Annotated in this window: 13 protein-coding genes and 2 rRNA genes; 12 read left to right on the top strand and 3 right to left on the bottom strand. The window is 41.8% G+C overall.

Annotated elements, in window-relative coordinates; genetic code table 11:
* The 5 genes from WA010_RS06355 to WA010_RS06335 form a co-directional block, all read left to right on the top strand.
* Window positions 1–132, top strand: a 23S ribosomal RNA gene (locus tag WA010_RS06355); the annotation flags it as partial.
* A 141-nt stretch (window positions 133–273) separates the two neighbouring features.
* Window positions 274–389: ribosomal RNA gene (rrf, locus tag WA010_RS06350) — 5S ribosomal RNA — on the top strand.
* Window positions 390–847: 458 nt separating this feature from the next.
* Window positions 848–2,038: an OmpP1/FadL family transporter gene (locus WA010_RS06345; protein WP_422556303.1), complete on the top strand. Its 1,191-nt coding sequence runs from the start codon at window positions 848–850 to the stop codon at window positions 2,036–2,038.
* Window positions 2,039–2,220: 182 nt separating this feature from the next.
* Window positions 2,221–3,171 (top strand): hypothetical protein, encoded by a 951-nt coding sequence (locus WA010_RS06340; protein WP_422556302.1) that lies wholly within the window; start codon window positions 2,221–2,223, stop codon window positions 3,169–3,171.
* Entirely contained in the window at window positions 3,168–4,001 is an 834-nt protein-coding gene (locus WA010_RS06335; protein WP_422556301.1) for a hypothetical protein, read from the top strand. Before WA010_RS06340 ends, WA010_RS06335 begins: the two co-directional genes overlap by 4 nt.
* A 65-nt stretch (window positions 4,002–4,066) precedes the next feature.
* On the opposite strand, the gene WA010_RS06330 is transcribed toward WA010_RS06335, so the two are convergent.
* Genes WA010_RS06330 through WA010_RS06320 form a run of 3 tightly spaced genes read right to left on the bottom strand, consistent with a single transcriptional unit; the run spans window position 4,067 to window position 6,073 of the window.
* On the bottom strand, window positions 4,067–5,107 hold the full coding sequence (locus WA010_RS06330) for a P-loop NTPase (protein WP_422556300.1): 1,041 nt from the start codon (window positions 5,105–5,107) through the stop codon (window positions 4,067–4,069).
* Complete coding sequence (locus WA010_RS06325) at window positions 5,097–5,471, bottom strand: hypothetical protein (RefSeq protein ID WP_422556299.1); 375 nt, start codon at window positions 5,469–5,471, stop codon at window positions 5,097–5,099. Before WA010_RS06325 ends, WA010_RS06330 begins: the two co-directional genes overlap by 11 nt.
* Window positions 5,468–6,073: a hypothetical protein gene (locus WA010_RS06320; RefSeq protein ID WP_422556298.1), complete on the bottom strand. Its 606-nt coding sequence runs from the start codon at window positions 6,071–6,073 to the stop codon at window positions 5,468–5,470. Before WA010_RS06320 ends, WA010_RS06325 begins: the two co-directional genes overlap by 4 nt.
* A gap of 306 nt (window positions 6,074–6,379) precedes the next feature.
* Between WA010_RS06320 and WA010_RS06315 the strand changes: the two genes are divergently transcribed.
* The 7 genes from WA010_RS06315 to WA010_RS06285 all read left to right on the top strand — a co-directional run bounded on the left by WA010_RS06315 (window position 6,380) and on the right by WA010_RS06285 (window position 14,922).
* Entirely contained in the window at window positions 6,380–7,501 is a 1,122-nt protein-coding gene (locus tag WA010_RS06315; RefSeq protein ID WP_422556297.1) for a sulfurtransferase, read from the top strand.
* Between the two features lie 11 nt (window positions 7,502–7,512).
* Window positions 7,513–10,425, top strand: a complete 2,913-nt coding sequence (locus WA010_RS06310) for a molybdopterin-dependent oxidoreductase (protein WP_422556296.1) — start codon at window positions 7,513–7,515, stop codon at window positions 10,423–10,425.
* 9 nt (window positions 10,426–10,434) lie between these two features.
* The gene (locus WA010_RS06305) at window positions 10,435–11,568 is read left to right on the top strand and encodes a 4Fe-4S dicluster domain-containing protein (protein ID WP_422556295.1); all 1,134 of its coding nucleotides are present in this window, start codon (window positions 10,435–10,437) and stop codon (window positions 11,566–11,568) included.
* Window positions 11,568–12,770: an ethylbenzene dehydrogenase-related protein gene (locus WA010_RS06300; protein WP_422556294.1), complete on the top strand. Its 1,203-nt coding sequence runs from the start codon at window positions 11,568–11,570 to the stop codon at window positions 12,768–12,770. The genes WA010_RS06305 and WA010_RS06300 overlap by 1 nt, the downstream gene beginning before the upstream one ends.
* Complete coding sequence (locus WA010_RS06295; protein WP_422556293.1) at window positions 12,770–13,171, top strand: hypothetical protein; 402 nt, start codon at window positions 12,770–12,772, stop codon at window positions 13,169–13,171. Before WA010_RS06300 ends, WA010_RS06295 begins: the two co-directional genes overlap by 1 nt.
* A gap of 100 nt (window positions 13,172–13,271) precedes the next feature.
* Window positions 13,272–13,841, top strand: a complete 570-nt coding sequence (locus WA010_RS06290; RefSeq protein ID WP_422556292.1) for a TorD/DmsD family molecular chaperone — start codon at window positions 13,272–13,274, stop codon at window positions 13,839–13,841.
* Window positions 13,834–14,922: a 4Fe-4S binding protein gene (locus tag WA010_RS06285; protein ID WP_422556291.1), complete on the top strand. Its 1,089-nt coding sequence runs from the start codon at window positions 13,834–13,836 to the stop codon at window positions 14,920–14,922. Before WA010_RS06290 ends, WA010_RS06285 begins: the two co-directional genes overlap by 8 nt.
* The last annotated feature ends 2 nt before the right edge of the window (window positions 14,923–14,924 follow it).

Raw genomic sequence — 14,924 nt, 5'->3', positions numbered from 1 at the left:
TAAGCGGGAAGCCAACTCCAAGATGAACTCTCCCTGAAGTTCCCTTGAAGACTACAAGGTTAATAGGCTAGGTGTGTAAGAGAAGTAATTCTTTCAGCTGACTAGTACTAATAGAACGTTCGTCTTTTTTATATATGATTTGCGATACACCGCCTTATTAAGCATAAGGGTGAAATGCGAATGTAGTTACGTGTCTGACGACTTAACAATGAAAATTAAGTGACAAAAACACTTAGAATCAATCACACCGCAGGTGTTATTGATTCTGAGTGTTCAGGTGGCTATAGAGAGGGGGAAACGCCCGGTCCCATTCCGAACCCGGAAGCTAAGACCCTCTTCGCTCATAATACTGCATCTTTCAGGTGTGGAAACGTAGGTCGCCGCCTGGCCTCAGATTCTTCTTCTTTTTAATTACATAATCCCCTTCTTTTAATAAACTCGCCAATTCAAGTAGTAAGTGCAACACACAGTTAAGCTACGCCCATTCAACCCTCAAGTGCAACAACGTTATTTTTATGGCGCAATTATTTTTTTATATCACAAAAATGTCACTTTATGTGTTACATATTTACACATTGTGACAATAAAGTAATATCTTTAGATCCTTAATTAAATACCATATATTTCGATTAATATGATATTTATTGATACTTAATCGCTATTTTGACGTTTTATTAAGCATAACTAAATGAAATAAGACGTCATATTATAATTATGATTTCAATTATAAGAAAAACATATAGTGTGATATTTTCGTGTTAAGTTACGATTAATTTTAACGCTCCTATAATGGTGGGGTAAGGGAATCGTTTATCGGTTCAAAATATAAACTTATCGAGGAGAGTTAATGAAACGTTCAATCAAAATCGCGGTAGCTGCTGCTGTCGCTCTTAGTGCTACATCTGCATTCGCAACTAATGGAGATCATTTGATCGGTATGGGTGCCAAAGCACGCGGTATGGGTGGTGTTGGTATCGGTATGAGCCATGGGGCAGAATCAGCATTATCAAATCCTGCGTTAATCACAAGTGTTAAAGGGACAGAAGTTTCATTTGGTGGTACTATTTTTATGCCAGACGTACAGACAACTACTTCAGAAGGTTATAAAGCAAGCGATGCCGATTTGTCTGTTATTCCTGAAGTAGCTATTGCTCAAAATTCAGGAAATGGGTTTTCTTGGGGTGTTGGTATGTATGGTACAGCAGGGATGGGGGTTGACTATAGATCAGAAACCAGTGGTACATTTAACAACTATAGAATGGTAACAAATTTACAGTTGATGCAATTTGCTGTTCCCTTGGCATACAAATCAAATGGAGTGAGTGTTGGTATTGCACCCGTTCTTCAATATGGCTCATTAGATATTAATTATCGTACACCTGCTGGTGTCGATAGTACAACTCAAGGTGTAGCACAAGATTTTGGATTTGGGTATAACATTGGTACTGCTTATGAAATGGGTAGTTTGACACTTGGTTTATCGTATAAATCTGCAATTGATATGATGTATAAAGGACAATTATCAAAAGCTACTGTTCAATTTGGTATGAATAATGGTTTAGGTTTAGCTGATAATCTTGAACAGCCGGCTGAAATGGGTATTGGGGCTTCTTTTACAGAACAAGGACATACATTCGCAGTTGATTACAAACGTATTAAATGGGCAGATGCAAAAGGATATAAGGAATTTGGTTGGGATGATCAAGATGTAATTATAGTTGGTTACCAATATGCGCAAGATAACTGGGCATTGCGTGCTGGTTATAATCATGCGAAAAGTCCAATTAAAGAGCAAACAGGGACTGATGCAGCTCAAAAAAATCTATTTAACTTACTAGGCTTCCCTGGTATTGTTGAGGATCATTATACGGTGGGTGGAAGTTACGCATTTAGTAAAATGACTTCATTGGATTTGGCATATGTGTATGCTGATGAGACTACTGAAACTTTTACAGCTACTGGCATGACAGGTGATAATAAAGTATCAACTAAACATAGTCAAGATGCTGTAAGTATGCAACTTAACTTCAACTTCTAAGAAGTCCACTTTTTCTCTCCCCTCGGGAGAGATTCACAATCCCTTTACTTTTACCAACGATAATTAGAGTTCAAGAGGTATGAATTGTCATTATCGTTTTTTTGATGTTTTTGTGATAAAATAGCCCTTAACATTCGTAAGGGTACATAAAACTCAAAAGCGATTATACGGAGGAGAATCTTATGCTTAACAGACTATTACTAGGTGCAGCAGCACTATCACTGGCTGCTTCAATGGCGTTTGGTGCCCAAGGGGCAAAATTTTATATCGGCGATGGCGATAAAGAGAAAGTCTATATGGATATGGTCAACAATAAGATCACTACTATTGGTTTTGTTCTCTCTGATCCGCATGAGCGTATCAATGATGCGTATAAAACGAAATACGGCGGGACAAATCTCGATAATCTCGGATTTTTCTCAATTACGAACGATAAAGCAGTTGGACCGTTGCTTTTGAAAGAGCCGGCATTGGGTGGTTTTTCGCCGTTTAACTTGCACATTTTTAAAAAACAGGGTGAAGATAAAACCTATGTGGGGCATGTTAGCCCTGAAACGATGTTGGATATCGTCGGTGTTAAAGATGCCGAAGTCCGCAAACAATTTATTGCATCGTTCCCTGAGCTTGATAAAATGGTAGAAAAAGAGATCGGAAGCAAAACGCAAACGGTTGAATACAAAGCATTGCCGGCTAAGCCGATGATGACGTTTGAAGTTTCGTTTGAGCGCGGCGCGAGTTTGGATGCGTTCATCAGTGATTTCCAAGGGAAATTCGAAGAAAAATTTGAAGCAAACAAATACATCATTGCAGGGTACAAAGATATTAAAGGTTCTATGACCGACAACAATATCGAATTTGGCCGTTACGATGCGTATTGGGTTTATTCATTGTGTCACTTTAAATTCTCAGAAGGGATTTTTAATCAAGGTCGTCCGGATGCAGGAGCGTTTGCACCGTGTTCAATGTACATGTATGTTGAAAAAGGATCTAACAAGCTGATCGTAGGTATGCCACGTTTGGAAAACTGGATTGCCGTTATGGGAATCAATGATCCGAAAATGGTTGATTCGATTCACGTACTTGATAAAGAGATCGTTGGTATCATGACAGAACTTGGAGCTAAAGAGCTATGAAAAAATTCTATACACTAATCATGAGTGCACTTGTTATCGGGTTTTGCGGGTGTGCCGGAACTTCTCCAGAAGCCGAAGCGGGTGTAAAAGTTGAAAAAGTTGTTGCAACGTATAAAATCGCATCGTACGCAACCGTAGATGAGGCAAAAGCAAAACTCTCTGCTAGTGGTTTTGATGTAGTTGGAACCTATAAAAGTGATGCGGGAACATCGGTGCTTTATACCAATGCAGCGATGAAAGCGATGGCCAATAAGCCATCTCGTGGACTTGCGGCAGTAGGACGTATTTTGGTGGATGATGAACGCAAACAAATCAGTATTGCTAATCCGGTTTATTTCGGAAAAGCGTTTATGCAGCGTGAGTATTCTCATGCAACAGCATCGGCATCTCTTGCATCTCTTGAAAAAGGATTCGGTCCTTTGAAAGATTCTGCGGATAAATGGGAATTTGATGGTTTGGCGAGTTATCACTTCATGGTGGGAATGCCGTATTATGAAGATATGAGCGTTGTTGGTGAAGGCTCAACGGCTGATTTGGTTGCAAAAGCTCAAGCAGCAAAAGGGACAACTGCTGTTGTAAAATTGGGTGACGATCGCTATGTCGCTTTTGTGAGTTTGGATCGCCGTACAAACGGATTTGTGAAAAAGATCGGAACCCAAAATGGACAGTTGCTTCCATGGGCAGTATTGATCGAAGGTGGACAAGCAAAAGCTCTTAGCGCGAAATATTTTATCGCTATTAGCTATCCGTTGCTTACGATGAGTGAATTTATGACGATTGCAACCGTACCGGGTGCAGTTGAAGCTGATTTGAAGAAAATCTTTAAATAAATACTTCGTCATCCTCGGACTTGATCCGGGGATCCAGCTAGATTCCCGCCTTCGCGGGAATGACATCACACCCTAAACTTCACCGCTTTTAGCATATTCTCCACGATTTCACGATAATAACTTTTCAATTCATCGCTTCCTAAAACAACGGGCGGTTCACCATTATCAGAACCTTCACGAATATCCATATTGAGAGGAATTTGCCCCAATAACGGGATGTTATAACGGCTCGCTAACCGCTCTCCGCCGCCGCTACCGAAAATATCGTAACGCGTTCCGGTATCGGGGGCGATAAAGTAACTCATATTTTCTACTAACCCTGCCATCGGTACATGGATGTCTTGGAACATTCGGATAGCACGACTGACGTCATCACTTGCTATTAGTTGCGGTGTTGTAACGATTACCCCTGCGGTGATAGGGAGCTCTTGAGCCATAGTGAGCTGGATATCACCGGTTCCGGGAGGCATATCGATAACGAGGAAATCAAGCTCTCCCCACTCTACGTCTTCGAGAAATTGGATGAGTGCGGAGACAGCAACGGATGAGCGCCAGACTAGCGGCGTATCGGAGGTTGGAGTGGTGAGGGCAACGCTCATAATTTTAAGTCCGTAGTTTTCACTTGGGATTATTTTATTATCATCACTCCATCGGATTTTTTCCAAATCGGTGTTGGTGAGACGGGGAACGTTAGGTCCGTAAACATCGGCATCCAAAATCCCGACTTTGTACCCTTTTTGAGCTAATGCGATAGCGAGGTTTACGCTCACGGTACTTTTGCCCACTCCCCCTTTTCCGCTGGTAACGGCAATAACATTCGCAGCATAGGGTGCTCGGTTGTTTGGATTGGTGCTATTGCCGTAATTGGTATCTTTTTGCACTTGGGCTTTTTTAGTGATATTAAGAGTAGTAAACTCTCCAGCAAATGAGGATTCAATAGCAGATTTAACAGTAAGGTAAGAATCATCACTGACAGTGAGGAGTTCGATTTTGGCACTACCATCGAAAACTTTTACTTCAGATATTAGTTTCAGTTCACCGAGTGTTCGGCTAAGTCCCGGATACGGGAGGGCGTTGAGGGCATCGGATAATTCTTTAGTGTTCATACGGATTTCCTCTCGCTTCACGTGCCAATAGAGCTTTTGTCCCGCTAGCTTTTTGAGCAAGCTTTGACAAGGGAGCACGTGATGAAGGGTATTCAAGGCTTAGACGATGGCAGGTATTAATACGTTCATCGATCAAAGCATTAAGTGATATGATAACCTTTTGAAGGGTTCCACTTTCGTTAGATTTATTGAGTAAATCTTTGATCAGCATTTCACGTGAATGCATTTGAAGTTCTAGCCCATTCGTATGCGCTATGGTAATTAAATCACTTGCGCTGAGATAAAGCCCTGAAAAAAAAGTGTTTAAGAAATGATTTTCGAGAGTTATAAACTGGCTACGCTCTTCAAAACGACGTTTTTTCATTTTCTCTCTCCTAGATTAGCACGTGCTGCTTTCATAACATCAGGATCTGTATCGTTTAATAATATAGATACGATTTCTTTTGGAGCGGCACGATTTTCAGCAAGGCGCATACGAACCATTTTATCATTATCATCGACTAATACTTTGAGAAGTTTAGTAGGAGTATTGGGATTGCCGGATAGTCCGTCACGAACAATTTTTTCATCGTTAAAGAATTTTTCTAGTACATCTGGTGGGGTTGTAGGGTTGGCGGCAACGAGCGCGCGTACCAAATTGATTGAATCGTTTGAGAGATGTCGAAGTACTTCTATCGGAGTATGAGGATTTTTAGCTACTGCCCAACGTGCTCCCATATCGATTGGATTGTTAGCAATATCGATAAGAAGCTCTACCATAATAGGGCTATATTCACGTTCACGTTCATATACTGACGTACGTAGGGATAGATTCATGGCTACCTGTCCTACAATCAATTTATCGGTTTTAAAGGTATCGTAGATGAGTTTTACATTATCAATCGAAAGAGTTTTATCTTCGAGAAGTTCGAGAAGAGTAGTTATGTCTAATGCGCTAATAGCATTTTCAAGAGTATTCGAAGTCATTCTTGTATCCTTATATAGTTTTGTGATAAAAATTAGTGCCATACTATCAAAAAGTGATTAAAATGAAAGTATTAATTATAGTATATAAGGGTAAAAAAAGGGATATAGATAAGGTTCGATTTTAACCGCCTATGAATTGTATTTTGCTATGGAATTGTGATAACAATGTAACAAATTGTAATCTTTGGCTGTATTAAAAAAAGTAATTTACCGTTTATTAAGAGTCTCAACCCTATAATGAGAACGGTAATTCCGTAAATTAATACACCAGTATGGTGTGTATATTCAAATGAAGAAGGAGCACGGATGAACAGATTGCTAAAAACACTATGTGTTGCGGCATCACTGTCAGCTTCCACTGTATTGATGGCTGCTGATGGATATAAGGATAATGGTATCCTTATATCTGCCGAAGAAGCGGTCAAGCTGATTGGTAATCCAAAAGTGATGTTCGTATCGGGTGATAACGAAGATATTTATAAACTTGGTCACATTAAAGGTTCGGTTGAGATGTACGCTCACCACCTTCACCACTCAGAGCTTGATGGTGAGATGCATTGTGCACCGTTGTATCGCTGTATCGATGATGCCGAACAAACCATCGGTAAAAAAGGGATTAGTAACGATATGATGGTCATCGCGTATGATGATTTTAAAGGACCGAATGCGACCGGTGTGTATTCGTTTTTTGACAGTTATGGTCATAAAAATGTAAAAGTACTTAATGGCGGACGTGCGGCAATGATGGCAGCCGATCCGGCTCAAAAAGAGTACGATGTGCTCAATAAAGAGCTAAAAGCAGCGACAAAAGCTGCAAAAGAGGCTAAAGAAGCATTGAAAAAAGAGGGTGCGGATAAAGCGGTGCTGGATGCAGCCATTGCTAAAGCACAAGCAGATAGCAAAACCTTGAAAGATAAAATGGCTGAAGTTGAAAAACGTCTCCTTGTCGTCAAAGGGGATGAAGTTGTAACACCTAAAAAATATAAAATTGATTCTAAAAAAATCAAATGGAATGTCATTGCGGGTAAAGAAGAAGTAAAACATGCGATGGAAGATATTCTTAAAAACGGTAAAAAATCCAAATACGTGATTATCGATTCTCGTGGTATCGCTGAGATTGTCGGTGAACGTAAGATGGATAATGTTGCACGTGGGGGGCATATTCCGGGTGCAACATTGATCGAATGGTCACAAATCTCCGATGCCGATAAAAAACTCTCTTTCCGCTCAGCGGCAGAGCTCCAAAAAGTGTATGACCAATATGGTATTACACCGGACAAAACGGTCTATGCATACTGTCATGTAGGTGCTGGCCGTAGTTCGGAGCATATTACGGCGCTTCAACTATTGGGTTACAAAAACGTTAAAGTTTTCACTGGAAGCTGGGATGTTTGGGGTAACGATATGAACCTTCCGATTAAACGATAAGGCTATAAACTATGACAAAAGTAATGAATAATCAACGCCGTGATTTCCTTAAAGTATCGGGGATGACGGCTGCGTTAGTGGCATCACAAGGCTCACTTTTCGCAAAAACGAATGTAATGTCGGTTGAAAACGGTAAAAGTAATTACCCAAATACTAACTATACTGAAGAGATGTATCGTAACGAATTTTCGTTCGTATACGGTAAAAAAGAGGAACACGGTTTTGCGTATCACTGTGTAAACTGTCAAGGTAACTGTGCGTGGGAAGTTTGGTCAAATAACGGTGTTGTAACCCGTGAAAATCAATCGGCTCGTTATCCGGTGATTAACGCTAAAATCCCTGACTTTAACCCACGTGGATGTAATAAAGGGGTTCAGCACTCTCAAGTAATGTACCAAAAAGACCGTATCCTCTATCCGATGAAACGTGTCGGCGAGCGTGGTGAGGGTAAATGGAAGCGTATCAGCTGGGATGAAGCAGCAGAAAGTATCTGCCAAGAGATTTTTAACTGTATGACAGACCCACAACGCGGTCCGGATAAGCTTATGGTTCATGCGGGAACCGGTCTTTTGACCGAAGGTCGCCGTGGTGCACCATTGCGTTTCTCGACTCAGCTCGGTGCAATCCGTATTTACCCATCATCATACCTTGGAGATATGTTCTCAGGTGCGGCAATCGCGTACGGTGAAGGTAACCTCGGTTGTACCTGGGATTTCATGTATACCGTCGATACTGCGGTTATGTGGGGTGGTAATCCGTCAGTCTCTCGTATTCCAGACGCTCACTTTGTTTGGGAAGGGAAATACAACGGGGCAAAAATCATCACGATTACCCCTGAGTTTAATGCGACGGCTAAATCATCCGATCTTTGGATTCCAATCAAAGCAGGTTCGGATAATATCCTCGCAATGGGTGTTATCAACGTTATTTTGAATGAAAAACTCTATAAACCTGAGTTTATGAAAACGTTGACCGATCTTCCATTTTTGGTCGACGTGAAAACGCAGAAGTTCATCCGCCGCTCAGACATGGAACATGCCTCGAATGATGAAGATCATCACAAGTTTACCGAAGAGTTTTATTGTATGAATAAAGCGACAGGTAAGATTGCTTTGATGCCTGGTACTGAGGGAAGCAGTGAAAAATCACTCAGACTTGATGATCACGGAATTGTCCCAGAACTCGAAGGATCATGGACAATTACCGATATGCACGGTCACAAACGTGAAGTGACTACAGCATTTGAAATGCTTAAAAAATCAGCGGCGAAATTTAGCCCTGAATCGATCCAAGAGATAACCGGTGTTCATCCGGAGACAACACGTCAATTGGCTCGTGATATTGCAATCCCTAAAGTGGTTGAAATCACTACTGGGTTCTCTCTCAATAAATATTTTAATGGAGTTATGACCATTTGGAATATTTCATCAATTTGTGGATTGACCGGACGTATGGGACCATACGGTGGTATCAATACGGAGAATGAATTTACTTTGTCCGGACTCGGTGAGCTCTCAGGGTTTAGCGGAAAATACAACGCCCGTTTCGGATCAGGTTTCGTCGGTGAATTCGTATTCGGTGACGGTCTTAAAACATTCGATCAATACTTTGGTGACGAAGACGTTAAACGTGCACAAAACGGCATGTCCAAAAAAGAGTATATGGCAGTATTGTCAGAATTGCTCAAAGAGGGTGAAAACAACAAGAAAAATCTTGATTCAAAACACGGCAATAAAAACAAACCGTGGTGGCAGCCCGATTGTGCTCTCATCGTAGCGGACTCTAAATTCCGTCGTAATAAAGGGAATGAGTACCGTAAAGCATTCTTGAACAAAACGAAATTCTACGCATACGTAGACTATCGTATGTCAGAAGCGGCGCAATACGCGGATATCTTACTTCCGGCGAAATCGCACTACGAAGTCTATGATATTCGTACTTCGCCGGGATACCACCGTTTTACCAACTTGGCTCAGCCGGTTGCGAACATTAAAAACATCGGTGAAGCGATGGATGAGTGGTCAATGTTTACGTTTTTGGCTAAAAAAATGGAAGAGTTGGCAAATCGTTCGGAAAACGTATCGAAAGCAAAAGTACCGGATCATAAAAAATATGCGAAACCGGGCTTCCACGATTTGACTATTTTCCATAAAGAGTTCACGAATACTGACCCTGAATCAGAAGGTGCGGGTGAAGTGTATCTAGGAACCGACAAAATGGCGGTACAAGCGGCATTGGAAAAATGTGAGCAATATGAGCCATGGACCATGGAAAAGATGTACAAAGTAGGCGGATTCTTGCTGATCAATGAAAAAGCGGCTAAAAGCTCACCGTTGTACTCTGATCGTCCGTTTAACTCAAATGAAGATCACCTCTACAAAATGGAGCGTTTGGAGACGGTATCCGGTCGTCAAACATTCTATGTTGACCATGAAACGTTTATCAAAATGGGTGCGGCAACTAATACTGGTATGGAAGGGATTCGTCCTCAGTCTAAAGACTATCCGTATGTGTTCATGACTCCACATGCTCGTTGGTCTATTCACTCAAACTACAAAACATCTCGTACGTTGTTGCGTCTTCAACGTGGGGTTCCTGCAGCGCAAATCAACCGTGTGGTTGCGGAAGCTAAAGGGATTAAAGACGGTGACACCATCCGTATTTACAATGCGCTTGGTGAGTTCTATGCGATGGCAAAACTCTCCTCTTCCGCTCCGGCTGATGGATTGGTATTGGAGCATGGATGGGAACCGTACATGTATTTGAAAAACAAAGGGCACAATGAAGTTGTTCCAACAGCATTGAATCTTCTTGAAATGGCAGATGGATGGGGGCACCTCAAATTTGGTGGACTCTGGGACGGTAACCAATACGCATATGATGGTGCCGTTAACTACGAAAAAGCAACTGACGTACAGTATTAAGGGGTATAAATGTCTAAACGACAATTAGCAATGGTAATGGACCTGAACAAATGTATCGGGTGTCAAACATGTACCGTAGCATGTAAAACGCAATGGACGAACCGTAACGGTCGTGAATATATGTATTGGAATAACGTTGAGACCTATCCGGGTACCGGTTATCCAAAAAACTGGATGGAGCTTGGCGGTGGATTTGACGCTGCGGGTGACCTCCAGCCGGGTGTAATCCCTAACCTCGAAGCTGATTATGGGGTACCTTGGGATTACAACTATGAATCATTGATGGGTGGACAAAGTGATAGCAACCATTTTCAACCTCACGTCTCTCCGACATGGGGACCAAACTGGGATGAGGATGAGGGTGCGGGTGCATTCCCACAAGACAACTATTTCTTCTACTTGCCGCGTATTTGTAACCACTGTACCAATCCGGGATGTTTGAGTGCATGTCCGCGTGACGCAATCTTCAAACGTGAAGAAGACGGGGTTGTTTTGGTTGACTTGGATCGTTGTCAAGGGTACCGCTATTGTATCGCGGGATGTCCTTACAAAAAAATCTATTTCAATCCGAAAATCTCTAAATCAGAGAAATGTATCCTTTGTTTCCCACGTATCGAGCAAGGTCTTCCGCCGGCATGTGCGCAACAATGTGTCGGACGTATCCGTTTCGTTGGGTTCTTGGATGATGAAGAGTCACAAGTACACAAATTGGTACACAAATACAAAGTAGCATTGGGTCTACGTTCTGATTACGGAACACAACCGAACGTTTACTATATTCCACCGACCGAATCTCCGGCGAAATTTGACGCTGAGGGAAAAATCATCGAGGGATCAACTCGTCTTCCTGTAGAAGAGTTGGAAAAATTGTTCGGTCCAGCGGTTCATGATGCGATTAAAACACTTAAAGCAGAGATGAAAAAACGTAAAGAGACGGGCGTGAGCGAATTGATGGACTTGTTGATCGCATACCAACATTCTGATATGTTCCGGTTGGACAATAATTATTATCAACAAGTGGCTCGTGATAACAAACGCAATCCATTGGCTCCGGTTGATACACGCTATATCGCGGGTAAATTTACCACCAAAGGACATACTCAAACTTTGTTTGGCGGACATAATGCAGGAGGACACCACTAATGAAAAAGCTTTTAACCACGATTCTTTCATTGGGTGTTGCCGCGTCTGCGGCACTTGCCGGTGATTTGAGTCTTACCGCAATTAAAGTAAGCGACAAACTTGATGCAGTTAATACCGATTCAGTGCTTTGGAGCAAAGCTAAGTTTGCAACAGTAGAGCTTTATCCTCAAACAGCGATTGAGTTCAATGATAAAGAAGCTATTGAAGCCAACAAAGCTAATAAGGGCAAAAAAGCTCAAATTGCAGCGATCCATAATGGACGAGAGATTGCTATTTTAGTGAAATGGGCGGATGGAACAAAAAACGTTCAAGGGATCAAATGTACCGATACCTACAGTGATGGATTTGCACTTCAATTTGCCGGAACAACTAAAAAAGCTAGCCCACTGCCTTATATTGGAATGGGTTCTGATGGACGTCCGGTCGTAGTACACCTCCAAAAAGCGACCGAAAAAGTATATGAGCCAAACGGGAACAAAGATGTTTCTACTCAAATCAACCGTCAACAAACGGGCGTATTTGGAAAAGAGTTGGCAGACTATGATGCAAAAGTAGCTTCTTTGGCAAATACCGATTTCGAGCGTGTATTTGTGGGAGAGGGGTTCCGTTCTTTGACAGAAATCAAAGACAAATCGGTTAAATCGAATGCATCAATGAAATACGATAACAAAGCGTGGAGCGGAACATTATCACGTTCACTTAAAGATGATTATATGAATGCTTCAGGAACCGTGCCGGTTGCTATCGCGGTTTGGGATGGTACAAAACACGGACGTAATGGTTTAAAACTTCTCTCTTCGTGGGTTGCTATCAATCTCGAAGGTGAAAAAATTAATGCTGCAGTCGTAGCGGAAGCGACGGAAGTCTCTAAAGGGGATGCGGCAAAAGGTAAAGCGGCAGCAGACGCAAATGGATGTGCGGGATGTCACCAAATGGATAAATCGGCTCCGGCGGGATACATGGCTCCATCTCTCATCAATGTTGGAGGATATTCGACTGCGGCGTATTTACGTGAGTCAATCTTAAAACCCTCAGCGGTTGTTGTGCCGGGTTATAATCGTAATGCACATTCCAACACGCCATGGTACAATTTAGAAAAAGGGAAACGTGTTTCTACGATGACTGATTACAGTTTCTTGGACAAAGCAACGATTGATGATATCGTGGCGTACCTCAAAACCTTAAAAGCGGAGGTAGAATAATGAAAAAAATTGCAATACTATGTGCTGCACTGGTTTTTAGTGTATTCGCAAATGAGCCTGAAGAGTTTGAAGGTTTGTTGACAACACCGGGATGTGCCGCTCAGGGTGCATACGCTGATTGTTATTTGGAGAACTATGTATGTGGTTCTGACGGGTGTTTCCGAAAGAACGATGCAGGTGTCGTAACAAAAGATGCTAAGTATGCACTCTTCCAACATAATACCGGTAAAGTGTATACGATCGACACGACAAAATTAAAACTCTCTGAAATGCGTGAAGGGATCAATAAAAATGGCGTAGTTGTTATTGGTGTGCTTGATGAAGCGACCAGTACTATTAAAGCGACTGAGTTTAAATCTCCTCCACCTCCAAAAAAATCGTTCTTCAAAGGGTGTCTTTAAGCCCCTTTTCTTTCCCGTGGGAAAGAATCTAATCTATCTTGATAGGCTGATTTCAAGCCATCGTATGTAACAATCCGCTATCTTTTTTAGGAATAATTTAATGAATAACGAATATCGACTTTATATCTATGCATTTTTATCCCGCGTTATGAGTGACATACCGGATCGTCGTTTTATCCATGATCTCAAAAATAATGAAACTCTTTTAGAGATTATCGGTGAAGAGACAAAGGTATGGATACAATCATGTGATACGGAAGAACTGTATGATATGCTCAATATCGATTATACGTCGATGTATATCCTCAATACTCAACCGGTTGAATCGTTTGTACTTGATGCTAAAAATGAGACGCTTGTGGGATTGCAAAATCCAGTGATGGGGTTTTATTTCAATCATGGTTTTGAAGTCAATATGGATCAAACGCAGATTATGGCACCGGATCATTTGGGAATCGAGTTTGCTTTTATGCAAACACTCGTGTACCGTAATGAAGAGAAGTCGCAATTTGAATTTCTCGATCAGCATATATTCCCGTGGGTTGTACCGTACATGATGGGGATGAAGAGTATGGCGGACACTCCGTTTTATCGCGATATATGTGATTTTATCGTTGAGTTTTTGAGTGCCGATTATGAGTTTTTATCCAAAGGGATGCAGAATGGATAATATCAATTTCGTCCAAAAAAGCAATCTTTTTAGCTACACCGCAACCCGTTGTCTACGTAATGAGTATTATCACAACGATTGTACGCTCTGTATCGATGTGTGTCCCAAGGGGGCATTTGCGATAGTTCGTAACAAGCTGACGTTGTTTGAGAATGAGTGTATTGGCTGTGCAGGATGTATAGGTAGCTGTCCTAGCGAAGCCCTAGAGATAGAGAGTTTCGATCCTAACGGCTACGCCGCATCGTATCAGCATATCGAAGAAGCACCGACACTTTCGTGCAAGGTGAACACTCCGTGTTTAGGTGTATTTGATGTCGAGCACTATAGTGTCATGGCTTTGAGAGGTGAACGGAACGTTACATGTGATTTGAGTCACTGTGCCGGATGTGTTCTCAATGAAAATGGAAAATTAGAAACGTCGATTCGCCAGAAAATCGAAGGTACGAATCAATTTTTAGAGATGATCAAAAATCCGTATCGGATTGTGAGTATAGAGGAAAAAGAGGAACAAGCTGATCGACGTGCACTTTTCCGTAAAGGGTTTGAAAAAGTAAAAGAAACGATAGTCGAAGAGTCCGTCGCCCATGTATCAATGACAACGGCACATCACAAACTACCGGATCAGAAGATGCCTCTGAAGCGTATATTGCTCAAAAACTCTCTCAAAGAGATCGTTTCTGGGTTAGAGTCAACACTATTTTCTGAAAGCTCCCCGCTGTTTTTCAACAAACAGATCAATTTTGAAGCATGTACTAACTGTGGGGACTGTACTCAGTTTTGCCCGACCGACGCACTGTTTCCGACCAGCGATAAACAGGGAATCTTTTTCTCACAAGGTAAATGTATCGGATGCGGTATTTGTGAGGATATCTGTAAGCCCAACGCGATCACTTCTAAAGAGGGATTTGATTTGGTGAGTGTTGCGTATGAACGTGCAGAACAGCTAGTGTACTATGAGATGGTAACCTGTCATGAGTGCCGCTGCCCTTATCCATACAAAGGAGGCGATCCGGTATGTGATCGTTGCGTGGGTTTTATGAAAACACATGCCAATATGTTTACACTAGCGCGGGATATGTAACT

The organism is Sulfuricurvum sp. (assembly GCF_049305995.1).
Lineage (GTDB): Bacteria > Campylobacterota > Campylobacteria > Campylobacterales > Sulfurimonadaceae > Sulfuricurvum.
This window is presented reverse-complemented; position numbering and strand designations above follow the sequence as displayed.